Annotated in this window: 23 protein-coding genes; 2 read left to right on the top strand and 21 right to left on the bottom strand. The window is 65.5% G+C overall.

Features of this window, described 5'->3' with window-relative positions; translation table 11 throughout:
• Window positions 1-60 precede the first annotated feature (60 nt).
• The 17 genes from ACV22V_RS05765 to ndk form a co-directional block, all read right to left on the bottom strand.
• On the bottom strand, window positions 61-1974 hold the full coding sequence (locus ACV22V_RS05765; protein ID WP_059693222.1) for a potassium transporter Kup: 1914 nt from the start codon (window positions 1972-1974) through the stop codon (window positions 61-63).
• A gap of 273 nt (window positions 1975-2247) precedes the next feature.
• The gene (locus ACV22V_RS05760) at window positions 2248-2844 is read right to left on the bottom strand and encodes a phosphoribosyltransferase (RefSeq protein ID WP_059464415.1); all 597 of its coding nucleotides are present in this window, start codon (window positions 2842-2844) and stop codon (window positions 2248-2250) included.
• 8 nt (window positions 2845-2852) lie between these two features.
• A complete protein-coding gene (locus ACV22V_RS05755) occupies window positions 2853-4199 on the bottom strand; it encodes an adenylosuccinate synthase (RefSeq protein WP_059693224.1) in 1347 nt (448 codons plus the stop codon).
• A 113-nt stretch (window positions 4200-4312) separates the two neighbouring features.
• Window positions 4313-5461: an ATP phosphoribosyltransferase regulatory subunit gene (locus tag ACV22V_RS05750; protein ID WP_059693226.1), complete on the bottom strand. Its 1149-nt coding sequence runs from the start codon at window positions 5459-5461 to the stop codon at window positions 4313-4315.
• A gap of 101 nt (window positions 5462-5562) precedes the next feature.
• On the bottom strand, window positions 5563-5754 hold the full coding sequence (locus ACV22V_RS05745; RefSeq protein ID WP_009687995.1) for a DUF2065 domain-containing protein: 192 nt from the start codon (window positions 5752-5754) through the stop codon (window positions 5563-5565).
• Between the two features lie 36 nt (window positions 5755-5790).
• The gene (gene hflC / locus ACV22V_RS05740) at window positions 5791-6690 is read right to left on the bottom strand and encodes a protease modulator HflC (RefSeq protein WP_059529941.1); all 900 of its coding nucleotides are present in this window, start codon (window positions 6688-6690) and stop codon (window positions 5791-5793) included.
• A 15-nt stretch (window positions 6691-6705) separates the two neighbouring features.
• Entirely contained in the window at window positions 6706-8055 is a 1350-nt protein-coding gene (hflK, locus tag ACV22V_RS05735) for an FtsH protease activity modulator HflK (protein ID WP_448013218.1), read from the bottom strand.
• A gap of 47 nt (window positions 8056-8102) precedes the next feature.
• Window positions 8103-9278, bottom strand: coding sequence for a GTPase HflX (hflX, locus tag ACV22V_RS05730; protein ID WP_174908897.1), 1176 nt, complete (start codon window positions 9276-9278; stop codon window positions 8103-8105).
• A 72-nt stretch (window positions 9279-9350) separates the two neighbouring features.
• On the bottom strand, window positions 9351-9590 hold the full coding sequence (gene hfq, locus ACV22V_RS05725) for an RNA chaperone Hfq (protein ID WP_006399927.1): 240 nt from the start codon (window positions 9588-9590) through the stop codon (window positions 9351-9353).
• Between the two features lie 140 nt (window positions 9591-9730).
• Window positions 9731-11068: a ribosome biogenesis GTPase Der gene (der, locus tag ACV22V_RS05720; RefSeq protein WP_044848985.1), complete on the bottom strand. Its 1338-nt coding sequence runs from the start codon at window positions 11066-11068 to the stop codon at window positions 9731-9733.
• Window positions 11069-11315: 247 nt separating this feature from the next.
• On the bottom strand, window positions 11316-12461 hold the full coding sequence (gene bamB, locus ACV22V_RS05715) for an outer membrane protein assembly factor BamB (RefSeq protein ID WP_448013217.1): 1146 nt from the start codon (window positions 12459-12461) through the stop codon (window positions 11316-11318).
• 40 nt (window positions 12462-12501) lie between these two features.
• Window positions 12502-13131, bottom strand: coding sequence for a tetratricopeptide repeat protein (locus tag ACV22V_RS05710; protein ID WP_059529930.1), 630 nt, complete (start codon window positions 13129-13131; stop codon window positions 12502-12504).
• Between the two features lie 55 nt (window positions 13132-13186).
• The gene (hisS, locus tag ACV22V_RS05705; protein WP_044848982.1) at window positions 13187-14527 is read right to left on the bottom strand and encodes a histidine--tRNA ligase; all 1341 of its coding nucleotides are present in this window, start codon (window positions 14525-14527) and stop codon (window positions 13187-13189) included.
• 21 nt (window positions 14528-14548) lie between these two features.
• Window positions 14549-15853 carry a flavodoxin-dependent (E)-4-hydroxy-3-methylbut-2-enyl-diphosphate synthase gene (gene ispG / locus ACV22V_RS05700; protein ID WP_006483314.1) on the bottom strand — a complete coding sequence of 435 codons (1305 nt, stop codon included), beginning with the start codon at window positions 15851-15853 and terminating at the stop codon, window positions 14549-14551.
• Window positions 15854-15959: 106 nt separating this feature from the next.
• Window positions 15960-16985 (bottom strand): helix-turn-helix domain-containing protein, encoded by a 1026-nt coding sequence (locus ACV22V_RS05695; protein WP_448013216.1) that lies wholly within the window; start codon window positions 16983-16985, stop codon window positions 15960-15962.
• Between the two features lie 136 nt (window positions 16986-17121).
• Window positions 17122-18261 carry a 23S rRNA (adenine(2503)-C(2))-methyltransferase RlmN gene (rlmN, locus tag ACV22V_RS05690; RefSeq protein WP_014896906.1) on the bottom strand — a complete coding sequence of 380 codons (1140 nt, stop codon included), beginning with the start codon at window positions 18259-18261 and terminating at the stop codon, window positions 17122-17124.
• Window positions 18262-18316: 55 nt separating this feature from the next.
• Window positions 18317-18742 (bottom strand): nucleoside-diphosphate kinase, encoded by a 426-nt coding sequence (gene ndk, locus ACV22V_RS05685; protein WP_006478674.1) that lies wholly within the window; start codon window positions 18740-18742, stop codon window positions 18317-18319.
• Window positions 18743-18992: 250 nt separating this feature from the next.
• On the opposite strand from ndk, the gene ACV22V_RS05680 reads away from it, so the two are divergent.
• Complete coding sequence (locus tag ACV22V_RS05680) at window positions 18993-19691, top strand: Bax inhibitor-1/YccA family protein (RefSeq protein ID WP_006761414.1); 699 nt, start codon at window positions 18993-18995, stop codon at window positions 19689-19691.
• 67 nt (window positions 19692-19758) lie between these two features.
• On the opposite strand, the gene rlmD is transcribed toward ACV22V_RS05680, so the two are convergent.
• Window positions 19759-21156, bottom strand: coding sequence for a 23S rRNA (uracil(1939)-C(5))-methyltransferase RlmD (rlmD, locus tag ACV22V_RS05675; RefSeq protein ID WP_448013215.1), 1398 nt, complete (start codon window positions 21154-21156; stop codon window positions 19759-19761).
• 209 nt (window positions 21157-21365) lie between these two features.
• Between rlmD and ACV22V_RS05670 the strand changes: the two genes are divergently transcribed.
• A complete protein-coding gene (locus ACV22V_RS05670; protein ID WP_448013214.1) occupies window positions 21366-22220 on the top strand; it encodes an endonuclease/exonuclease/phosphatase family protein in 855 nt (284 codons plus the stop codon).
• Between the two features lie 27 nt (window positions 22221-22247).
• Here the strand turns inward: ACV22V_RS05670 and ACV22V_RS05665 are convergent, their stop codons facing one another.
• The 3 genes from ACV22V_RS05665 to ACV22V_RS05655 are packed head-to-tail and all read right to left on the bottom strand — an operon-like array spanning window position 22248 to window position 25006.
• A complete protein-coding gene (locus ACV22V_RS05665; RefSeq protein ID WP_059529916.1) occupies window positions 22248-23024 on the bottom strand; it encodes a 3'-5' exonuclease in 777 nt (258 codons plus the stop codon).
• 3 nt (window positions 23025-23027) lie between these two features.
• A complete protein-coding gene (rpoS, locus tag ACV22V_RS05660) occupies window positions 23028-24113 on the bottom strand; it encodes an RNA polymerase sigma factor RpoS (protein ID WP_059529914.1) in 1086 nt (361 codons plus the stop codon).
• Window positions 24114-24124: 11 nt separating this feature from the next.
• On the bottom strand, window positions 24125-25006 hold the full coding sequence (locus ACV22V_RS05655; RefSeq protein WP_448013213.1) for a peptidoglycan DD-metalloendopeptidase family protein: 882 nt from the start codon (window positions 25004-25006) through the stop codon (window positions 24125-24127).
• Window positions 25007-25009: the final 3 nt, after the last annotated feature.

The following is a 25009-nucleotide window of genomic DNA, read 5'->3' as shown; positions in this document are numbered from 1 at the left end:
TCATGGCCTCGGCAAGCGCGGCCGGACCAGCATGGGCCGCATGTGCGGCCCGCGTGCCGGTCAGATTTCGATCTTGGTGCCGAGCTCGACCACGCGGTTCGCCGGGATCGAGAAGAAGTCGGTGGGCTTCGCCGCGTTCTGATGCATCCATGCGAACACGCGTTCGCGCCAGATCGACATGCCGGGCAGATGCGTCGGCACGACCGTTTCGCGCGCGAGGAAAAACGACGTGTCCATCAGTTCGAACGTCATGTCATGGGTGCGGCCGAATTCCTCGAGCACGGCTTTCACGTCCGGCGTCTCGTTGAAGCCGTATTCGGCCTTGACGATGTACAGGCCGCCGCCCGCGTCGCGCGCACTCAGGCGCTTGTCGTCGCGCACATACGGGATGTCACGCGTGACGAACGTCAGGAAAATGGTCCGCTCGTGCAGCACCTTGTTGTGCTTCAGGTTGTGCAGCAGGCTGACGGGCACGAGCTTGTCGTTACCGGTCAGGTAGATCGCGGTGCCCGACACACGGTGCGGCGGATGCGCGAGCAGCCCCTGCAGGAACGGCTCGAGCGGGATACCGTCGGCAGCCGTACGCTCCTTGACGATGTGGCGGCCCGTGTACCAGGTCATCAGCAGGAAGAACAACAGCGCGCCGATGCCGAGCGGCAGCCAACCGCCCTGCGCGACCTTGAGCAGGTTCGCGCCGAAAAAGCCCAGGTCGACCGCGAGGAACACCGCGATGATCGCGCCGACGAGCAGCCGGTTCCACTTCCACACCTTCACCATCACGACGGCCGCGAGCACGGTCGTGATCACCATCGTCGCCGTCACCGCGATACCGTACGCTGCGGCGAGGTTGTCGGAGCTCTTGAAGCCGATCACGATGCAGAGGATCACGAACAGCAGCAGCCAGTTCACGACCGGCACGTAGATCTGGCCGATCGCCAATTCGGACGTATGCAGCACCTTCATGCGCGGCACGTAGCCGAGCTGGATCGCCTGCGACGTCAGCGAATACGCGCCCGAGATCACGGCCTGCGAAGCGATCACGGTCGCGACCGTCGACAGCACGACGAGCGGCAGCAGCGCCCATTCCGGCGCCAACAGGAAGAACGGGTTCTCGATCGCCTTCGGGTTCTGGATCAGCAGCGCGCCCTGGCCGAAGTAGTTCAGCACGAGCGACGGCATCACGAGCCCGTATGCGGCGAGGCGAATCGGCTTCGCACCGAAGTGGCCCATGTCCGCGTAGAGCGCTTCCGCGCCAGTCAGCACCAGCACGACCGAACCGAGCACGACATAGGCCTGCAGCACATGCTCCGACATGAACGACGCCGCGTAATACGGGTTGATCGCCGCGATGATGCCCGGCACGCGCACGATGTGATACACGCCGAGCGCCGCGATCGCGATGAACCACAGCACCATGATCGGCCCGAACAGCTTGCCGACCATCGCGGTGCCGTGACGCTGGATCCAGAACAGCGCGATCAGAATCACGATCGTGATCGGCATCACGAGATGGGACAGGTGCGGCGTCGCGATCTCCAGACCTTCGACCGCCGACATCACGGAAATCGCCGGCGTGATCACGGCGTCGCCGTAGAACATGCACGCGCCGAAGATCCCGAGTGCCATCAGCGCGCCCGCGACGCGGGTTTTCGAGTCCAGCGGCCGCAGCGACAGCGCCATCAGCGCGAGCACGCCGCCCTCGCCGTTGTTGTCGGCCCGCATCACGAACAGCAGATACTTGATGCCGACCACAAGGATGATCGCCCAGAACAGCAGCGAGATCACCCCGAGAATCGAGCCTTCGGTGAGCGGAATGCCGTGTGCGGGGCTGAACGCCTCCTTCAGCGAATACAGCGGGCTCGTGCCGATATCGCCGAACACGACGCCGATGGCCGCTATCGCAAGCGCCCGCATCGAATGTTGGTGCGTCGAATGCGCATGGGCTGCGTCGGTCGCCTGGATCGTGTCGTTCATATGAAGCTTAATAATCGGGTCCGGTTCGGACAAAACGAGCGCTATTCTACTCGCGCCCCCCTGAAAAACCGTCCTGCCCTGTTGCCCTGAAGCCACGTGATCCACGCCGCGCATGCAATCCCGCGCAAGCTGTGGCAGGGCTGCCATCATAGCCGGGGACGCGCCGTCTGCCTACCGCGAACACCGATTGTGGCGCTCACCGGCCCGCTGCTGCAATAAAAAACGGCGCCGCAAGCGGCGCCGTACAAGGCTTTCCTTCGATCGACCGGCCGCTCACGCGCCCGAGCCGTCGCGCTGCGCGCGACCGCGCTTGATCCACGCCTCGAGATTGTGAGGACGAACCGTGTCCCACTCTTCGAACGGCTGATGAATCCACGGATTCGTCGGCAGATACTGCGTGTGATAGTCAGGCTTGACCTTCGAGCAACCCTTGTACCAGAGCACCGCCGAGCGCACGGCCTTGACCGCCGGATAACGCTCCTTCAGGTGCTCCTGCACGCGCGCGAGCGTAACGCCCGAATCGACGAGATCGTCGACCAGCAGCACGTTGCCCTCGAGGTTGCCACGCGTCATCGTGATGTACTGCGCGATGTCGAGCTCGCCCTGCTCGGTGCCGGCCGCTTCGCGATACGAACTCGTCGCGAGGATCGCGAGCGGGACGTCGTAGATGCGCGAGAGTTGATCGCCGACGCGCAGACCGCCGCGCGCGAGGCACAGGATCTGGTCGAACTTCCAGCCCGATGCATGCACCTGGAGCGCAAGCAGCTCGATCAGACGATGGTATTCGTCCCAGCCTACCCACAGGTTCTTGTCGTCGTTGCGCGGATCGGTCATCAAGTCTGCCGCCGTCATCGTGATTTGCTGCGTCATGCTGAGAATTACACCTTGAACGGATGGCGAAGCAGGATCGTCTCGTCGCGATCCGGCCCCGTCGAAACCATGTCGACCGGCACGCCGGCCACTTCCTGGACACGGGTCAGGTATGCCTGAGCATTCGCAGGCAGCGCGTCCCACGTCTTGATGCCGACGGTGCTTTCCTTCCAGCCGGCGAACGTTTCGTACACGGGCTCGCAGCGCGCGACGTCGGCCGCACCGCGCGGCAGGATGTCCACATCCTTGCCGTCGATCTTGTAGCCGACGCACAGCTTGACTTCATCGAGGCCGTCGAGCACGTCGAGCTTCGTCATGCACAGGCCCGACACGCCGTTGATCTGGATCGAGCGGCGCAGTGCCGCTGCGTCGAGCCAGCCGGTGCGGCGCGGACGACCGGTGACCGAGCCGAATTCCTTGCCGACGTTCGCCAGCGTAACGCCGATCTGGTCCTGGCGCTGCGGATTGTCCGCGTCGTACAACTCGCTCGGGAACGGGCCCGAGCCGACACGCGTGCAGTACGCCTTCGTGATGCCGAGGATGTAGTTCAGCTTCTGCGGACCGACGCCGGCGCCCGCCGATGCCGCACCCGCGACGCAGTTGCTCGACGTGACGAACGGATAGGTGCCGTGGTCGATGTCGAGCAGCGTGCCTTGCGCGCCTTCGAACAGCAGGTTCTGACCGGCGTTGTTCGCGTCGTACAGGCGGCGCGACACGTCGGCCACCATCGGCTTCAGGCGATCGGCATAGCCGAGCATCGTGTCGAGCGTGGCCTGGAAATCGACGGCCGCGCCACCCAGGTACTGGGTCAGCACGAAGTTGTGGAAATCGAGATTTTCGCGCAGGCGGTCGGCGAAGGTCTTCGCGTCGAACAGGTCCTGCACGCGCAGCGCGCGGCGGCCAACCTTGTCTTCGTACGCGGGGCCGATGCCGCGGCCGGTCGTACCGATCTTGCCGGCGCCCTTGCGCGCTTCGCGCGCCTGGTCGATTGCGATGTGGTACGGCAGGATCAGCGTCGTGGCTTCGGAGATGAACAGGCGATCGCGCACGTTCACGCCGGCCTCTTCCAGCTCGCCGATTTCCTTGAACAGTGCCTCGGGGGACAGGACGACGCCGTTGCCGATGTAGCAGGCGACGCCTTCACGCATGATGCCCGACGGAATGAGGCGCAAGATGGTTTTCTTGCCGCCGATGATGAGGGTGTGGCCGGCGTTGTGACCGCCCTGGAAACGCACGACGCCCTGAGCGTGGTCCGTCAGCCAGTCGACGATCTTGCCCTTGCCTTCATCACCCCATTGCGTTCCCACGACGACGACATTGCGCCCGGGAGTCACGTTCACTGCGCTGGCAGACATGTTGATTCGTTAGCTGGTTAAAAACGTATTCTACCTATGTTCGCGGGCGATTCCGAATTTTTCCGTTTCGCTTCAACGATATGCACGTCGAACGACGGCCCGCGAACGCCTGTTTAACGGGGTTCGACCACCCATGCGCCGTTACGCTCGACAAGCGAACGGTCGCAGGCGAACTCGTCGAGCACGTGGTCATGCCCCGGCAACGCCTGGATCACGACCTCGCCCGCATCGCGCAGCGCCGCAACGGCCGCGCTCAGCGCGTCGTCCTGTGCCCACGGCGCGAGAATCGCGGTACCGCGCGCCTCGATCGGCGAAATCCGCGCAAGCTCGCGCAGGTCGAGCGAGAAGCCCGTCGCCGGGCGGGCGCGACCGTAGGCCTGGCCCACGTGGTCGTAACGGCCGCCGCGCGCGATCGCGTTCGGCACGCCGTCGATGTACGCCGTGAACATCGCGCCGCTGTGGTACGCGTAGCCACGCAGGTCGGCGAGATCGATCGCCACCTCGACACCCTTCGCCTGCGCCGCGAGCTGCGCGAGATCGTCGAGCGCGCGCGTGATCTCAGGCAGCACCGGCAGGCGTGCACGTGCCTCGTCGAGCACGCTCGCGTCGCCGTACAGATGCGGCAGCGTCCGCAGCGCCGCGCGCGTATCGGCGCCGAGATCGTCGGTGAGTTCGTTCAGCAGCGGCACGTCCTTGCCCGACAGCGCGTCGTAGAGCGCCTCGCCGCGCTCGGCGGCCTGCGCGTCGCGTGCGAGCAGCGCCGCGAGCACGCCCGCGTGACACAGATCCAGACGGATCCGCGACAGCCCCGCGAGGTGCAGCGCGTCGAGCATCAGCTGCTGGATCTCGAGATCGGCTTCCAGTCCGGCATGTCCGTAGATTTCGGCGCCGATCTGGATCTGCTCGCGCGTCGCATGCAGACCGCGCGGACGCGTATGCATCACGTGGCCCGCATAACAGAGACGCGTCACGCCCTGGCGGTTCAGCAGGTGGGCGTCGATACGCGCAACCTGCGGCGTGATGTCCGCGCGCAGGCCGAGCGTGCGGCCCGACAGCTGATCGACCAGCTTGAAAGTACGCAAGCGCAGGTCGGCGCCGCCGCTCGTCAGCAGCGACTCGAGATATTCGAGCAGCGGCGGCATCACCATTTCGTAGCCGTACGAACGGAAGCGATCGAGCAGCCTGCGGCGCAGCTCCTCGATCTTGCGCGCTTCCGACGGCAGTACGTCGGCGATATTCTCGGGAAGTAACCAGGTCGACATCGTTACGGTCCTACGACAGGAAACAGGGCGCGACACGCGCGCCGCGAGATGAATCGGAAATCGGAAATCGGGCGGAACGAACGGCGGGTGCGCCGTCCGGATCAGGTGGCGAGCAGTAGCAGGACGAGCCCGAGCGCCATCACGATGAGCCCGCCGATCCGGATATGATGCGGCGGCCGCTCCGCTATTCTACGAAACGTGTCGCGCCAGGCGACGGGAAACACGAAGGGGAACGCCCCCTCGATGATCAGCATCAGTGCTACCGCGAGCAACAACGAGCCAGCCAAATCCATGCGAGCGACGGCGCCGCTCGACGCGGCGCCCCAAGGTCAGTGTTTGCGGGGAGCGGGTGCCGCCGGTGCGGCACCGCCCGTCGGGCTGCGCATGAAACGGAAAAACTCGCTGTCGGGGTCGACGACGATGATGTCGTTGCGCTTGAAGGTATTCCGGTAAGCCTGCAGGCTCGCGTAGAACTGGTAGAACTGCGGATCGCGGCCGAACGCATCGGCGGCGATCGACGCGGCCTTCGCGTCGCCCTCGCCCTTGATCGTCTGCGCGGACTTGTACGCATTCGCGAGCACCGCCTGCTGTTCGCGTTCCGCGTCGGCCTTGATCTGCTCGACATCGGCGGCGCCATCCGCGCGCACCCGTGCGGCCTGGTCGCGCAGCGCGGCAATCATCCGCTGATAGACGGCATCCGTCTGCGCAGCCGGCAAGTCGACGCGCGTCAACTGCACGTCGACCACGTCGACGCCGAAGCCCGACGCCTTCGCGCGCACCGCGTCGCGCGCCGCATTGGCGATGTCGCGCTGGCCGCCGAGCGCGTCGTCGAGCGCACGCTTGCCGAACGCGTCGCCGAGTGCGCTCTTCAGCGCGCCGGCCAGACGCTCGGTGGCGGCCGCCGGGTCGCCGCCCGTCGCCGTGAAATACTTCATCGGATCACTGATCCGGTACTTGACCGCATACGCGACGAGCAGGTCGTGCTTGTCTTCGGTCGCCAGTTGCAGCGGATCCGACGACTCGAGCGATTGCAGGCGCGTGTCGATCAGCGTCGCCGTCTGCAGCGGCGGCGGCAGCTTGAAATGGATGCCGGGGCCCGCGAGTTCGGGTTGCGCGCCGTCGCGGCCCGACAGCACGGCAGTGTGGCGCGGGTCGACGGTCAGGACGGTCGACGACGCCGCGAAGGCGGCGATCACGATTGCGACGACGAGCGCAATGATTCGGTTCATGTTTTGCGCTCTCCGTTACTTCGTATCGTCTTCACGCGAGCGGCTGCGGAACGCTTCGCGCGACCGCAGCACGTCGCTGCCCGGTGCGGGCGCCGCTGCGCCCGAAGCCGCGCTCGCGGGTGCGCTCGACGCAGCGGCGGCCGGAGCCGACGCCGCGACGGGCGCGGACGCACCGGCAGGCGTCGTGGCATTCGCGGCGTCTTGTCGCCCCTGCTCGACGAGCTTGTCGAGCGGCAGATACACGACGCTGTTGCCACCCTTGTTGCCGACGAACACTTTCGTCGCGTTCGAATAGATTTCCTGCATCGTCTCGAGGTACATCCGCTCGCGGATCACCGCGGGCGCCTTCGAATACTGTGCATAGACCTGCTTGAACCGGTCGGCGTCGCCCTCTGCCTCCGTGACCACGCGATCGGCATACGCCTTCGCTTCGTCGGCGAGTTTCGCGGCATTGCCCTGCGCCTTCGGCAGCAGGTCGTTCGCATAGGCCTGCGCGGCACGCTTCGCGGCCTCGCGATCTTCGCGCGCCTTCGCGACTTCGGCGTACGCGGCCTGCGTCTGCTCAGGCGCCGCGACGCTCTGCATCGTGACGGCCGTGATCTCGAGGCCCGACTGGTAGTGATCGAGATCGCGCTGGATCGCGGCGGACAATTGCTCGCGCAGTGCATCGCGATCCTGGTTCAGCATGTCGGCCGCGCTGCGCGTGCCGACGATCGCGCGCACCGCGGCCTGGGCGGCCTGCGACACACTGCGCTCCGGATCGACGCTGCGGAACAGGTAGTCGGTTGCCGAACGAATCCGATACTGGACGATGAAACGCACGTCGACGATGTCGGCGTCGCGCGTCAGCATCGCCGCTTCCTTCACGTTCGCGAGACGCACGACGTTGTTGCGGCCGATCTCGATCGAACGGACCTGCGACGTGTCGACGATCTCGTGCGACGCGAACGGATACGGTGCGCGCCAGTGCACGCCCTGGCCTACCGTGCCGGACAACTTGCCGAACTGCAGCACGACGCCCGTCTGGCCGTCCTGCACGACGAACAGCCCGCTGCCCGCGTAGACCGCGACCAGCACGCCGATCACGATGCCGACGCCGACGCGCGCGGCCCGGCCATTGTCGGGCCGGAAGCCGTTGCCGCCCTTGCCGCCGAACAGGCCGCTCAGACGCCGGTTGAAGTTGCGCCACATCTCGTCGAGATCGGGCGGACCGTCACCGTCGCCACCGGGCGGACGCTTCGATTCATTCGCACGCGGACGGGATCCGTCGTTGCCCTTGCCTTCGCCGCGCCCCCAGCGGGGATCGTTGATCGACAGCAAGGCGCGCATCCGCCGCCAGGTACTCCGCTCGTTGTATTCGTTCACCAGAGTTTGTTCACCAGATTAGACGCCGGCGAACCGGCCGGGACCGGTTAGCGCCCGTGTTCGGAAATCGTGTGGTCTTCGTGTGGTTCAGCGGGTGCGCCGTCGAGCGCGCCGTTGGGTAACGTCGCGCCGGAAAGGTGTTCCGCGGAGGCGATCTCGGCGATGGCGGCACGCAACGCATCAAGACCCTGACCGGTGCGTGCGCTCAAAAAGACGCGCGAAATATTACCATACTCGTCCCGCTCGACCGCGTCGCCGCGGGCCGCCAGCTCGGGCACGGCGTCGATCTTGTTGAACACCAGCACCTGCCGGATCGTGTCCGCACCGATCTCGTGCAGCACGCCGTTCACCTGCTCGATCTGTTCGAGCCGCACCGCGCTCGACGCGTCGACGACGTGCAGCAGCAGATCCGCATGGATCGTTTCCTCGAGGGTCGCGCGAAACGCGGCAACCAATTGGTGAGGCAGTTCGCGAATGAACCCGACCGTATCGGATACGACAATTTGACCTGCCTCGTCGCCGAGGTACACGCGCCGCGACGTCGTATCGAGCGTGGCGAACAGCTGGTCGGCCGCATAGGCCTGCGCTTTCGTCAGCGCATTGAACAGCGTCGACTTGCCCGCGTTCGTATAGCCGACGAGCGACACCGACATCGTGCCGCTGCGCGCGCGCTGCCGACGCTGCGTGCTGTGCTGCCTGCGCAGCCGGTCGAGCCGCGACTTCAGCATCTTGATGCGCTCGCCGATCAACCGGCGGTCGGTTTCGAGCTGGGTTTCCCCGGGGCCGCGCAGGCCGATACCGCCCTTTTGCCGCTCCAGGTGGGTCCACGCGCGAATCAGGCGGGTCGACAGGTATTGCAGCTGCGCGAGCTCGACCTGCAGCTTGCCTTCGTGGCTGCGGGCACGCTGCGCGAAGATATCGAGGATGAGGCTCGTGCGATCGACCACCCGCCTGTTAAGCGCCTGCTCCAGATTGCGTTGCTGGGCCGGTGCCAGTGCGTGGTTGAAGATGACGATTTCGACGTTGTGCGCGTCGCAGGCAAGCCGCAATTCTTCGGCTTTGCCGCTGCCGATGAACATCTTGGCATCGGGACTGGCGCGACGACCCGTGAGGGTGACGGCGGGACGGGCCCCCGCACTGGAGGCGAGAAGACTGAGTTCTTCGAGACTGGCTTCGAAATCGGTCTTGCCGAAGTCGATGCCGACGAGCGCTGCGTTGATCAAATTATCGGGTGTCAAGATAAGGCGGCTGGCATCGGTCGCTCGCGGCGACCGGACGCCGGCCGCTGCGATGGGTTAGGACGAGGCTTCCGCGTCCGGGTGGAAATTCACCGGGCGCGCCGGCACGACCGTCGAGATGGCGTGCTTGTAGACCATCTGGGTCACCGTATTACGGAGCAACACGACGTACTGGTCGAACGATTCAATGTTCCCTTGCAGCTTGATGCCGTTGACGAGATAGATCGAAACGGGAACGTGCTCTTTGCGCAGTGCGTTCAAAAACGGGTCTTGTAACAATTGCCCTTTGTTGCTCATGGCGTACTCCATCTTTTTTTGCAGGTTGATCTGGATTGGCGACGAAGAAAAAGAGATCCGGCGCCAATCGCTACACTATAGCCGATTTTGCATGCCCCGCCCGGGCGTAGCCATGCGGCCTATCCCTTCCAGGACATGCTTCAGCCCTTGTCCGCGTACGGGTTGTTCGACGAACGGAACTCTATGCGCAATGGAGTCCCGGTCAGTGAGAAAGTTTCGCGGAATCGGTTTTCGAGGTAACGCTTGTAGGTTTCCGTCACGGCGTCGAGCGCGTTGCCGTGGATGACGATCAGCGGCGGATTCTGGCCGCCCTGGTGCGCGTAGCGCAGCTTCGGACGCACCGGACCGCGACGCCGCGGCTGCTGGAACTCGACCGCCTCGATCAGCGCGCGTGTGAGCTTCGGCGTCGGCAGTTTCGCCATCGCCGCCGCGTACGCGTCGTCGACCGAGCGCATCAGCGCGCCGATGCCGGTCTTCTTCGCGGCCGAAATGTAGTGCGATTTCGCGAAGTCGAGGAATTTCAGCTTGCGGGTCAAATCCGCTTTCGCGCGATCGCGTGCGTGATCGTCGAGACCGTCCCACTTGTTGACGCCGATCACGAGCGCGCGGCCTTGTTCGACGACGAAGCCGGCGATGTGCGCGTCCTGGTCGGAAATGTCCTGCTGCGCATCCAGCAGAAGTATGACGACGTTCGCGTCCGAGATCGACTGCAGCGTCTTCACGACCGAGAATTTCTCGATCGCCTCGAACACCTTGCCGCGGCGGCGCAGGCCCGCGGTGTCGATCAGCGTATATTTCTTGCCGTTACGTTCGAAGTCGACGTAGATCGAATCGCGCGTCGTGCCCGGCATGTCGAACGCGATCACGCGGTCCTCGCCAATCAGCGCGTTCACGAGCGTCGACTTGCCGACGTTCGGCCGGCCGACGATCGCTATCTTGATGCCGCGCGACGGATCGTCCTCGTCCGCTTCCTCGGGCTGGCCCGCGTATGCAACTTCCAGCGCCTCGTTGATCATGTCGGTCACGCCGTCGCCGTGCGCGGCCGAGATCGCGCGCGGATCGCCGAGCCCGAGCTCGTAGAAGTCCGTCGCGACCGCCGTGTACTTCATCCCCTCGGCCTTGTTGACGACCAGGAAGATCGGCCGGCCAGTCTTGCGCAGGTAGTCGGCGATCGACTTGTCCTGCGGCGCGAGGCCGTTACGGCCGTCGACGATGAACACGACGACGTCGGCTTCCTCGACGGCCTGGCGCGTCTGACGTGCCATCTCGTGCAGGATGCCGTCCTTCGCGACGGGCTCGAAGCCGCCGGTATCGACGACCAGATACGGCCGTGCGCCGACCCGCCCTTCGCCATAATGGCGATCGCGCGTCAGGCCCGGCAAGTCGGCGACCAGCGCATCGCGCGAACGCGTGAGCCGGTTGAACAGCGTGGATTTCCCCACATTGGGGCGCCCAACGAGGGCAATGACCGGTTTCATCTGTGTTTTCTACGGTGATGCGCAGCAGCGGGAGGCCCGCTGCTGCGGGCGGCTGCGCTGAATGAAAATATCACGAATTCGCGCCGCGCCGGATGCGCGCGCCGGGCGCGCGTTGCGCGCCGTCGTCTTTCGTTTCGAACTGCCTTTCAAATACCGAGCGGCCGGGGACACCGGCCGCCTTCATGTCGCGCGACCGCGGCGCGCGGGACGAGCCCGCCGCGCCGCATTCGCGCCTGTTACGTGCGCGTCAGCGCGGACGGAACCCGTACAGACCGCCGTCCTTCGTCTGCACGACGAGCGTATTGCCCGCCAGGACCGGCGCCGCGGTGATCGCGCTGCCGTCGGTCTTCATTCGGGCGATGAAGCTGCCGTCCTCGCGCGACAGGAAGTGCACGAAGCCCTGGTAGTCGCCCATCACGACCGCATGGCCGAGCAGGTAGGGCACGCCGACGTCGCGGCTCTTCAGCTTGTCGTTACGCCAGAGCTGGTTGCCGCTCGCCGCGTCGTAGGCCGTCACGACCGACCAGTCGTCGCCGCCGGCGACGACCGAATCATCCTGCGCGAGACCGCTGCGGCTCGAGAACGCCTTTTCCCACAGCGGACGGCCCGAGTTCGCGTCGAAGCAGCCGAGCTGGCCCTGGAACGTGACCGCGCACGCTTCGGCACCCACGAGCGTCGGCGGACCGCTGACGTCGTTGATGCGCTCCACTTCGGTCACGCCCTTCGGGAACGACACGGGCGTCTGCCAGAACGGCTCGCCCGTCTGCAGGTTGATCGCGACGAGACCGCCGCCGGGGAAGCCCGCCAGCACAGCCGCATCGCCCGCGAAGGTCATGCCGGCCGACACGCGCAGGTTCAGCGGCACCGCGCGGTTGCGGTAGTTCCACTTCTGCTCGCCCGTCTGCGCATTGAACGCGATCACCTGGCCGTCGATCGTGCGCACGATCACGAGACCGTTGCCGACCAGCGGCGGCGAGAAGATCTCGCCCTGCACGCTCGTCTTCCACAGCTGCTTGCCGTCGGGGCCCAGCACGAACACGCCGCCCTTCAATGCGCCGACCGCGGTCAGGGTGCCGTCGCTGCCGACCCCGGCCGACAGGTCCGAACCGACCTTCGCGCGCCATAGCGTCTGGCCCGTCTTCGCGTCGATCTTCTCGACCGAACCGTTCTCGCCCGCCGCGTAGACGGCGTCGCCAACGGCCACCGGCGAGAACAGATAGCGCCCGCCCTTGCCGACGCTCGCCTTCCAGACCTGTTGCACGTCCATGACGGGCTTGAACTCGGTGAGCGGCGTCGGCACGCGGCGCGCGTCCTTCGACGACGAGCAGGCCGCCAATGCCAGGACAGCCGCCGCGCAGGCTACGGGCACAGCGTAACGTTTCAGCAAATTCATCGGTTAGCGAAGCAGAGTTAAGAGGTTGAGGGGGCCGGGATCAGCCGCCGAGCGCATCGAGCTTGAACTGCACGAGCTGACGCGCGGACTGGTCGTCCTGCGACAGGCCCGCGAGCGCGAGCTTGTACGCGGCGCGCGCATCGTCGGTCTTGCCTTGCGCCGCAAGCAGATCGCCACGGCGATCGGCCACGAGGCCCTTGAATGCATCGACCGGCGTGCCGGACAGCAGCGCGAGGCCCGCATCGTACGCCTTCTCGTCGAGCAGCAGCGATGCGAGACGCAGTTTCGCGATCTGCTTGTACTCGTCGTCCTTGGCGTGATCGACGGCCCATTGCAGCTGCGCCTTCGCGCCGGCGGCGTCGCCGGCCGCGTACAACGTCTTCGCCGCCGACAGTGCGGTCATCTGCGCATACGGCGTGCTGCCGAACTTGCTTTCCATGTCGGCGGCCGCGCGGGCCATCGTCGCCTTGTCATTCGCGGCGGCGGCCTTCTGCACCTGCTCGTACAACCCGGAAGCCTCGGCGGCCTGACGGCGCTGCCAGTAATTCCAGCCGTTGAAACCGGCCGCGACGACCAACGCCGCGAGCACGATCCACGTGGTGAGGTTGCCCCAGCGGGCCCACCACGCCTTGAGACTTTCAATCGATTCTTGTTCGTCGTGATAACTCATCGGCGAGCGATTCCTTCCTTTTCAGGCTTTTCTTGTCGAGCGAATGCCAGCGCGATCAGTCGTCGCCGTCTTCGGCGGATGCAACCATCGCATTGATTAGGAATTCGGTCAAGCTTTCGACCGGTACGGTCTGCTGAACGTTCTTTTCCCCATCCTCGCCCGCACCGCGCAACGCTTTCACGCCGACCGTGCCGTTCGCGACCTCTTCTTCGCCGAAGATCACCGCGAACGCGGCACCGCTCGCATCGGCCCGCTTCATCTGCGACTTGAAGCTTGCCGGGCCGCCGTCGGCGCTGCAGTGGAAAATCACGTCGAGGCCCGTATCACGCAAACGCTCGGCCGCGATGAACGCCTGTTCGCGCGCCGTCTCGCCCTGGTGCACCACGTACACGTCGACACCTTCCTGCTCGGGCGCGAGATCCTCTTCCTTCAGCAGCTCGAGAATGCGCTCGATGCCCATCGCCCAGCCGCACGCGGCGGTCGGCTTGCCGCCGAGCTGCTCGATCAGCGGATCGTAGCGGCCGCCGGCCGCGACCGTGCCCTGCGCGCCGAGCTTGTCGGTCACCCACTCGAACACGGTCAGATTGTAGTAGTCGAGGCCGCGCACGAGACGCGGGTTGATCTTGAACGGGATGTTGTTCGCGAGCAGCAGGCGCTGCAGCCCTTCGAAGTGGGCACGCGACTCGTCGCCCAGGAAGTCGATCAGCTTCGGCGCGTTCTGCGCGATTTCCTGCAGCGCGGGGTTCTTCGTGTCGAGCACACGCAGCGGGTTCGTATACAGGCGACGCTTGGCGTCCTCGTCCAGGACATCGGCGAACTGCTCGAGATACTTGATCAGTTCGACGCGGTGCGCGGCACGCTCTTCGGCGAGGCCGAGCGAATTGATCTCGAGCTTGATGCCGGTCAGGCCGAGGTCGTCCCACAAGCGCTGGCACATCATGATGATCTCGGCATCCGCATCCGGGCCCGCGAAGCCGAGCGCCTCGACGCCGACCTGGTGGAACTGGCGGTAGCGGCCGCGCTGCGGACGCTCGTGACGGAACATCGGGCCGATGTACCACAGACGCTTCGGGCCGTCATACAGCATGTTGTGCTCAATCGACGCACGCACGACGGCTGCGGTGTTTTCCGGGCGCATCGTCAGGTTCTCGCCGTTCAGCGCGTCGGTGAAGCTGTACATCTCCTTCTCGACGATGTCCGTGACTTCGCCGATGCCGCGCGTGAAGAGCTGCGTATGTTCGACGATCGGCGTGCGGATGTTCTGATAGCCATACGCGCGCAGCAGCGATTTCACGGTAGCTTCGAAGAACTCCCAGAGGCCGGCATCCTGCGGGAGGATGTCGTTCATGCCCTTGACGCCGGTGAGCTTCTCGATCTTGCGTTTCTGTTCAGTCATCGTTCGTGTGTGTGGACGAATTTAGTTCAGGGCCTCGGTGCGGCCGTAATTGCGTGCGACGTAGTCGCTGACGATCTGCTGGAATTCCTCGGCGATCCGCTCACCGCGCAGCGTCTTGACCTTCTCGCCGTCGATGAAGACGGGCGCGGCCGGGTTTTCGCCCGAACCCGGCAGGCTGATGCCGATGTTCGCGTGCTTCGACTCGCCCGGGCCGTTGACGATGCAGCCCATCACCGCGACGTTCATCTTTTCGACACCCGGATATTCCTTGCGCCAAACCGGCATCTGCTCACGCAGATAGGTCTGGATCTGCATCGCGAGTTCCTGGAACAGCGTGCTCGTCGTGCGGCCGCAGCCCGGGCACGCGATCACCATCGGCGCGAACGAGCGCAGGCCCATCGTCTGCAGGATTTCCTGGCCGACGATCACTTCGCCCGTGCGCGACGCGCCCGGCTCCGGCGTCAGCGAAATGCGGATCGTGTCGCCGATCCCTTCCTGCAGCAGCACGCCGAGCGCGGCCGTCGAAGCGACGATGCCCTTCGAGCCCATGCCGGCCTCGGTCAGACCGAGGTGCAGCGCGAAGCCGCAGCGGCGGCCGAGCTCACGGTACACGGCGATCAGGTCCTGCACGCCGCTGACCTTGCACGACAGCACGATGCGGTCACGGCCGAGACCCAGTTCGACCGCGCGCTCGGCCGAGCCGATCGCCGACTGGATCAGCGCCTCGTACATCACGCTTTGCGCATCCCACGGCTGCGCACGCGCGCCGTTCTCGTCCATCATGCGCGCGAGCAGATCCTGGTCGAGGCTGCCCCAGTTCACGCCGATCCGCACCGGCTTGTCGTACTTCGCCGCGGCTTCGATCATCTGCGCGAACTGCGTGTCGCGCTTCGCGCCCTGGCCGACGTTACCCGGGTTGATCCGGTACTTCGACAACGACTCCGCGCAGCCCGGGTAGTCGCGCAGCAGCAGGTGGCCGTTGTAGTGAAAATCCCCGACGAGCGGGACGGTCACACCCATCCGGTCGAGCTGCTCGCGGATCGCCGGCACGGCGGCCGCGGCCTCCGGCGTATTGACCGTGATACGCACCAGTTCGGAGCCCGCGTTCGCGAGTTCCTTGATCTGGATCGCCGTGCCGATCGCATCGGCCGTGTCGGTATTCGTCATCGACTGCACGCGCACCGGCGCATCGCCGCCGATCGTCACGAGCTGCCCGCCCCAACGAACATCCACCGCATGCGACACGCGACGCGGCTGATGCCCGCCGAACACCGGCTCGGTTGAACAAATCTGACTGCTGCGTGGGGATTGAGCTTCGGATTGCATCGATAGATCCATTTACGCGGAATGCGCCGCGAGGCGGCGCATGAATTGAAAAAGCGCCGTGCCCTCGCGGCCTGTCCAGGACAGACCTGCGTCACGGCGCTTGACGTCAGGGCAGCGTGAACCGCGCCACGTTACCCCGCGCTGCCGAATATTTCGCCGGATCGACAGGTTTTCCGTCGAACGCGACCGTATCAAGACCTGCCTTGTTGCCGATCGTCACCTTGAACGGCCCGTCGCCGGCAACCTGCTTCGTCTCGCCGGCCCGCACCAGCGCCGAGAACAGCTCCTTGCCGCTCTTGTCGCGCACGCTGAACCAGCAATCCTGCTTGACCTTCAGTTCGACCATCGACTGGCCTGCCGCCACCGCGACGCTCGCGGGCTGCACCGCCGCGGCCGCGCTGCTCGCCGCTGCCGTCGCAACGATCGGTTGCGACGCAGGCGCGACGGCCGTCGGGGCCGGGGCTGAAGCAACCGGAGCAGCCGACGCAACAACCTGCGGTGCCGCGGCGGATGCTGCAACCTGCGCCGGGACGTCATTGCCGACTGCCGTCGACGCGCCGCCCGCGCCCGCCTCTTCGGCGGAAGACGCCGCCGGCGCGCTCGCCGCCGACGCATGTTCGGTGTCGCCGCCGCCCTTGAAGCGCGCGAGCCAACTCGACGAATCGCCGCCAGTGTGCCACATGAGCACCGCGATCACCGCGACGACAACGATCGCCGTTCCCCACAGCCACGGATGATGGCGCGACGAGCCGCCGAGCGGAATCGACACGCGACCACGCGGCAGATCCGTCCCCGACGACGCAGGCATCGACAGATCGACCTCCGGCACGCCCCGCTCGCGGCGCAATGCCTGCGCAAACGGCTCGGGATCGACACCAAGCATTTTCGCGTAGCTGCGCACGACGCCGAGCGCGAACGTCACGCCGGGCAAATGGCTGATGTCGCCTGCCTCGAGCGCACGCAGCTTCTGCGGGGCGACCTTGAGCCGCGCCGACACGTCGTCGACCGTCCAACCCTTGGCTTCCCGGAGCTGCGCCAGCCGGCTGCCGACGGCTGCCAGCGTTTCAAGCCCTGCCTGCGCCGGCTTCGCGGCATTCGTCTCTGCGCCGTTTGTCGGCTGCGGCTCACTCATCCTTGTCCTCGCGTCGATTCTTCTTCACTGGCGGGCGCCGCCGGCCCCCGCAACCGTCCATATCATGCGCGGCGCCGAGGCGCCGCGACCGATCGCTATTCGCGTGTTGTACCGCCAAAAGGTTCGGGCATCCCCGTCAAACCGCCCGAACTTCGATGATTTTTGCTGCTGCGCCCGTTCGCTCCGCCAGTCGCGTGCGATCCTTCACGGCGCCGGCCAGCTGGCCGCACGCGGCGTCAATGTCGTCGCCGCGTGTCTTGCGCACGGTCGTGACGACACCCGCGTCGATGAGGACCTGTGCGAAACGCTTGATCTGCTCCGGCTTCGAGCGGATGAGGCCCGATTCCGGAAACGGATTGAACGGGATCAGATTGAACTTGCAGGGCACGTCGCGCGTGACGGCCAGCAGTTCGCGCGCATGCGCTTCGGTGTCGTTGACGCCGTCGAGCATGCAGTATTCGAAAGTAATGAAGTCGCGTGGCGCAACTTTCAGATAACGCTGGCACGCGGCCATCAGCTCGCGAAGCGGATGCTTCTTGTTGAGCGGCACCAGCTCGTCGCGCAGCGCGTCGTTCGGCGCGTGCAGCGAAACGGCGAGCGCGACCGGCAGTTCGGCGCCGAGGCGGTCCATCATCGGCACCACGCCGGACGTCGACAATGTGACGCGGCGGCGCGACAGGCCGTAGGCGTTGTCGTCGAGCATCAGCCGCATCGCGGGCACGACCGCGCTGTAGTTCAGCAGCGGCTCGCCCATGCCCATCATCACCACGTTGGTGACGACCCGTTCGGCCTTGCCGTTCGGACCGGGCGCGCGACCAAGCGACGCACGCAGTGCAAATTCGGCCATCCGGAGCTGGCCGATGATTTCGGCTGTCGACAGATTGCGGGAGAAACCCTGCTTGCCCGTCGAGCAGAAGCGGCAGTTGACCGCACATCCGGCCTGCGACGACACGCACAGCGTGCCGCGCGTCTCTTCCGGGATGAAAACGGTTTCGACCGCATTGCCGTTTCCGACGTCGATCAGCCACTTGCGCGTGCCGTCGGTGGAAACGTGATCGCTGACGATATCGGGCATCACGATCGACGCGCGGCCCTTGAGCTTTTCTCTCAGGGACTTCGCGAGGTCGGTCATGCCGTCGAAATCGCCGGCGTTGTACTGATGGATCCAGCGCTGCAACTGCTTGGCGCGGAACGGCTTCTCGCCGAGGCTGCCGCAGTACGCGACAAGACCCTCGGCATCGAAGTCGAGAAGATTGACGGAAGTTTCGCTCGTCATGATGTGCTGCCTTGCCGCGTGCGCTGAATCCTGCCTACTTGTTGCCAGCCAGGGCTTAGCGCGAGTAGACGTTCATTTCCGGGAAGAAGAACGCGATTTCGACCGCGGCCGTTTCGGCAGCGTCCGAGCCGTGCACGGCGTTCGCGTCGATGCTGTCGGCGAAGTCGGCGCGGATCGTGCCCTTTTCCGCCTTCTTCGGATCCGTCGCGCCCATCAGGTCGCGGTTCTTCAGGATCGCGCCTTCACCTTCCAGAACCTGGATCATCACCGGGCCCGAGATCATGAAATCGACGAGATCCTTGAAGAACGGACGTGCTGCGTGAACTGCGTAGAACTTCTCTGCGTCCGCACGCGACAGGTGTGCCATGCGCGATGCGACGATCTTCAGGCCGGCGCCTTCGAAACGGCTGTAGATCTGGCCGATCACGTTCTTTGCCACCGCATCCGGCTTGATGATCGACAGGGTGCGCTCGATTGCCATAAAAACTCCAAGAAATTAAGAAGTTACAGGTTCAAATGAATCCGCTATTGTAGCACGATCCCGTGTATCATTGCGATTGAACCCTTACACGAGTGAAAGGTTCAGAATCCATATGTTTTTGCGCCGCCGTCCATTGAAACCTCGCGGCGCGGAACGTATCTTAGCCATAGCTGCTCCGGTTTGCTGCGCCGCACACCGCGTGCGCCGAACCGGCCCCGGGACGCCCACGCGTTCAATGTTAGGAGAAACCATGAACGACTATCCGTACAATTTCGGCCGCGGCGGCTCCGTCAGCACCGCGGAGGTTCGCAATCGCGTGCTGCGGAACACGTACTGGCTGCTCGCGCTGTCGATGGTGCCGACGGTGCTGGGCGCATGGGTCGGCGTCGCGACGGGCTTCTCGCTGTTCGCGGCCACGAGCCCGATGATGAGCCTGCTTGCGTTCTTCGCGATCGCGTTCGGCTTCATGTTCGCGATCGAGCGGACGAAAAACAGCGCGGCCGGCGTGTTCGTGCTGCTCGGCTTCACGTTCTTCATGGGCCTGATGCTGTCGCGCCTGCTGAGCTTCATTCTCGGCTTCTCGAACGGCCCGTCGCTGATCATGCTCGCGTTCGGCGGCACCGGCATCATCTTCGCCGCGATGGCGACGATCGCCACGGTCAGCAAGCGTGACTTCTCGGGGCTCGGCAAGTGGCTGTTCATGGGCGTGATCGTGATCCTGCTTGCCTCGGTCGCGAACATCTTCCTGCAACTGCCGGCGCTGATGCTCACCGTGTCCGTGCTCGCGATCGCGATCTTCTCGGCCTACATGCTGTTCGACGTCCAGCGCGTCGTGAACGGCGGCGAGACGAACTACATCTCGGCTACGCTTGCGATCTACCTCGATCTGTACAACGTGTTCACGAACCTGCTCGCGCTTCTGGGCATCTTCGGCGGCAACCGCAACTGACGGTCGCTGCACACCATGAAAAAACCGGCCTCGAGGGCCGGTTTTTTTACGTCCGCCGCCCGTCCGCTCAATCGCGCTCGAACAGCGCGATCGATTCGACGTGCGACGTATTCGGGAACATGTTCACGACCCCGGCACCCTTCAGCCGATAGCCGGCCTCGTGCACGAGCAGGCCCGCGTCGCGCGCGAGCGTCGACGGGTTGCACGACACGTAGACGATGCGCTTCGGCAGCGGGCCTTCGCCACTCTGCGCGATTTCGGCCAGCGCCTTCGACACCGCGAGCGCGCCTTCGCGCGGCGGATCGATCAGGAACTTGTCGAACGCGCCGAGCGCACGGAGGTCGTCGCCCGCGACCTCGAACAGGTTCCGGCACGCGAACGTCGTGTGGCCGTCGACACCGTTCTCGCGCGCATTCGCCAGCGCACGCGTCGTCAGCGTCTCGCTGCCTTCGATGCCCATCACCTCGCGCGACAGCCGCGCCAGCGGCAGCGTGAAGTTGCCGATCCCGCAGAACAGGTCGAGCACGCGATCGTCGCGCGACGGCGCGAGCAGGCGCAGTGCGCGGCCCACCAGCACGCGGTTGATCTGATGGTTGACCTGCGTGAAGTCGGTCGGCTTGAACGGCATGCGGATGCCGAACTCCGGCAGCGTGTAGTCGAGCGGCACGTCGAGCGGATAGAACGGCGTGACCGTGTCCGGACCCTTCGGCTGAAGCCAGAATTGCACCTTGTGCTCGTCCGCGAACGCGCGCAGCAGCGCTTCGTCATCCGCATTGATCGGCTCCAGCACGCGCAGCACCAGCGCCGTGACTTGCGAACCGACCGCAAGCTCGATCTGCGGCATCCGGTCACGGATCGACAGCCCCTCCACCAGCCGACGCAGCGGCACGAGCATCGCCGACACGTGCGGCGGCAGCACTTCGCAGCTCGTCATGTCGGCGACATAGCTGCTCTTCTTTTCATGGAATCCAACCAGCACGCCGCCCTTCTTCGCGACGTTGCGCACGGTCAGGCGCGCACGGTAGCGGTAGCCCCACGACGGGCCGTGGATCGGCGCGAACACCGTCTCGGCGCGCAGCTTCGACAGGTGCCACAGGTTGTCCTCGAGCACTCGCTGCTTGATCGCCACCTGCGCACGCATGTCGAGGTGCTGCATCGAGCAGCCGCCGCAGGTGCCAAAGAATTTGCACTTCGGCTGCGTGCGCAGCACGCTCGGGCGCAGAATATCGACAACGGTCGCCTGCTCGTAGCTCGGCTTGCGACGATAGCTCGAATAGGTCACGCGCTCGCCGGGCAGTGCGCCCTCGACGAAGATGACCTTGCCCGGCGAGCCGTCTTCGGTCGTCGTGCGGCCGACACCGCGCGCTTCCATGTCGAGCGATTCGATCTCGAGAACCGGGGCAGGCCCGGGCGCGACGGGCGCATTTTTCGATTTGCGCGCAGAAGTGGGGACGGCTTCGGACACCAGCTTTTCCTGACAAAACGTTGAAGAAGGCGAGATTGTAGACGACGAAAGCCCGCATCGCCTGCTTTCGTGGCGCAAGCGTCCAGATGGATGCGTCTACCGCGTCGCGTCATTCAGGAACGGTCTGCCGCCGGCCCGCATGCGCCGCGTCCCGCGCCAGGCCATGAACGGCACAAATTCTGCTCGAGGAAGACTCAGGAGACTCGACCATGCGACTGATCGACTGGAACGTTCAATGGGGTCGGGACGCGGACGGCGTCGTCGACCTCCCCCGCACCATCGCCGCCGCCCGCGGGCTCGGCGACTTCGACGTGTTGTGTCTGCAGGAAGTGACGCGCGGCTTCGGCGCCCTCCCCGGCCGGCCGGGCCCCGACCAGTTCGCCGAACTGGCGGCTTTGCTGCCCGGCTATACGATCGTCGACGCGATCGGCGCCGACTTGCCGGCGCTCGAACCCGGCGCGCCGCGCCGCCAGTTCGGCAATGCGATCGCGTCCCGGCTACCCGTCCGGCGCGTGCTGCGCCACCTGCTGCCGTGGCCGGCGGACGCGGGCGCACCGTCAATGCCGCGTGTCGCGCTCGACGTCGAGCTGGTGACGCCGTCGGGCCCGCTGCGGGTCGTCACGACGCACCTCGAATTCTATTCGGCGCGTCAGCGACTCGCGCAGGTCGATGCGTTGCGTGATCGGCATCGCGAGGCCTGCGCCCACGCGGACCGGCCCGCGCCGGCGGAAAACGCGACGGGGCCGTTCAGCGCGACCGGCCAGCCGCGCGACGCGATCGTCTGCGGCGATTTCAACAGCGCGTTCGACAGCGACGCGTACCGGCGCATGCTGGCGCCGATCGACGACGCGCCGCCGTTCGCCGATGCGTGGATTGCCCGCCACCCGTGCTGCACGCCGCCGCCGACTGCCGGCGTCTACGATACGGCGCAATGGTCGGAAGGACCGCTCGCATGCGATTTCGTGTTCGTGACCGATACGCTGCTGCCACGCATCACGCGCTGCGAGATCGACGGCGACCTGCGCGCGTCGGATCACCAGCCTGTCGTGCTCGAACTCGATTGATCGCTGCCGCGGCGCGAGCCGCCCGCATCACACCTCGAAACCGGCCAGGTATTCGGCCCAATGCGACGCGGGCTCCTGTGCCAGCGCGTTCTTCACGAGCAGGATCTCGTCAGCGTATTCGCTCGGCGTCAGGCCGCCGCGCATCAGCTGGAACCGGCAATACAGCAGGTAAGTATTGACGACGTCGGTTTCGCAATAGTTGCGGATTTCCTCGATCCGGCCGTCCTGGAACGCGGGCCACACCTGGCTGCCGTCCATCCCGAGCTTGCCCGGAAAACCGCACAGCTTCGCGAGCGCGTCGAGCGGCGCATTCGCGCGCGCCTGATACATCGCGAGCACGTCCATCAGATCGGTGTGTCGCGAGTGATAGCGCGAGATGTAGTTGTTCCACTTGAAGTCGCGGTCGTCCTCGCCCAGATCCCAGTAGCGCGTCGCGGGGATCCCGTGCACGAGCGCACGGTAGTGGAGCACCGGCAGATCGAAGCCGCCGCCGTTCCACGACACGAGCTGCGGCGTGTATTTCTCGATCACGCGATAGAACGACTGGACCAGCGTCGCCTCGTTGTCCTGGGGCGTGCCCAGCGAGCGCACGCGAAAACCGTTGTTGTCGCGGAACACGCAGGAGATCGCCGCGATGCGCTGCAGGTGATGCGGCAGGAAATCGCTGCCGGTCTTCTCGCGGCGCGCGGCGAACGCATGTTCGGCCACCGCGGCATCGTCGAGCGTCGCGGGCAGGTCTTCCAGACGGCGAATGCCGTCGACATCGGGAATGGTCTCGATGTCAAAAACGAGAATCGGAGTCATCGGTTACAGAACGGCGTCCTTGCGCACGCCGTTGGAGGCAAAGAACCGCTTGAGGCGCACCAGCGCTTCCTGCTGGATCTGCCGCACGCGCTCGCGCGTGAGCCCCATCTCGTCGGCCAGCTCCTCGAGCGTGGCCGGTTCGATGTGGTTCAGGCCGAAGCGACGCTCGATCACGTGCCGATGCTTGTCGGACAGCCGCGACAGCCACGCGCGCGTCAGCGTCTCGAGTTCGCGGTGCTGCACCTCGGCGTCGGGCGACTGGCTCTGGTCGTCGGGCAGCAGGTCGAGCAGACTGCTCGCGGGATCGAGATCGAGCGGCGCGTCGAGCGACGCGGTGTGCTCGTTGAGCGCGAGGATGTCGGTGACTTCCTCGGCGGTCTTGCCGGTGAGATAGGCGATGTCGTCGATGCTGGCTTCGCGGCGCTCGGCCGCCTCGCCCGTCGACATCGAATTCTTTTCGAGGTGGCGCTTCGCACGCAGCACCTGGTTCAGCTCGCGGATCACGTGCACGGGCAGGCGCACGGTGCGAGCCTGGTTCATGATCGCCCGTTCGATGCTCTGGCGGATCCACCATGTCGCGTAGGTCGAGAAACGAAAGCCGCGCGTCGGGTCGAATTTTTCGATCGCGTGCATCAGGCCGAGGTTGCCTTCCTCGATCAGGTCAAGCAACGGCACGCCGCGGTTCAGGTAACCCTTCGCGATGCTGACGACGAGACGCAGGTTGCGCTCGATCATCACCTGCCGCGCCTCGAATTCGCCAGCCTTCGCGAGACGCGAATAGCGCTGCTCCTCCTCGACGGTCAGGAGCGGCTTCACGCTGATGCGATTCAGGTAATGCTGGATCGTGTCGGCCGTGAGTTCGGCCTGCAGCAATGCGCGGAAATCGTCGACGTCGGGCGCGGCTTCCGCACGGCCTTCGCGCTCGTCGTCGCCGTCCGTTTCGGCGTCGCGCGCCTCGAGATCACGTTCGTTTTCCGCGACGTCGTCTTCGTCGTCCGTCGAAGCGCCAGCTCGCTCCGCCGATGCTTGCGTGGCACGACTGATCTTCTCAGACTCGGCTTGCGGCTCGTGGCGCTTCGATTTCGGCATGGTCGTCTCGGTTATTGAGGCGGCAAATACTTCAGCGGATCGACAGGTTTACCCTGCCGGCGAACCTCGAAATGCAGCATCACGCGGTCGGCATCGCTGTTACCCATCTCGGCGATCTTTTGCCCCTTCGTCACCGCGTCCCCCTCTTTTACCATCAAAGCGCGATTGTGTGCATACGCTGTGAGGTAAGTTGCATCGTGCTTGATGATAATGAGGTTGCCGTAACCACGCAGGCCGTTGCCCGAGTAGACGACGCGGCCGTCGGCCGCCGCCTTCACGGCCTCGCCGGACGCGCCGCCGATATTGACGCCCTTGTTCTTCGCGTCGTCGAAACCGTTCAGCACCGGGCCGCGCACGGGCCATGCAAACGTCACGGGGCCGCTGGGCGCTGCGGCCGTATCGCTCGATGCGGCGGCAGCCGGCGGCGTGCTCGCGGACGACGAGCCCGCGGCCGGCGTCGCGGGACCGCTGCTGAGCGGTGCGGTCGCGACGGCAGCGCCGGCGATCGGCGCGGCAGCCGGCGAGCCGGCAACCGCGGCACCGCCCGGCGGCGCGACGCGCAGCAATTGGTCGACTTCGATCTGGTTCGGGTTCGCCAGGTTGTTCCACGTGGCGATGTCGCGATAATTCTGCCCGTTTTCGAGCGCGATCCGGTACAGCGTATCGCCCGGTTTCACACGGTAGAAGCCGGGCGGCGGCGGGCCGAGCGGCACCGCCGGCTGCGCGGCGGCGGTCGTACCGAGCGTTCCGGAGCGGTCGACGACGGGCGCGTTGTCGAGCCGCGTCGCACAGGCGGCCAGTAGCGTGGAGAACGCGGCCACACAGATCGCGCGCTGGGCGAACGTGAGCGGTTCCCTGGTTCGGTTGTTTTGCATCGCGCGCAACATACTCATCGG

The organism is Burkholderia sp. AW33-5 (assembly GCF_053427615.1).
This window is presented reverse-complemented; position numbering and strand designations above follow the sequence as displayed.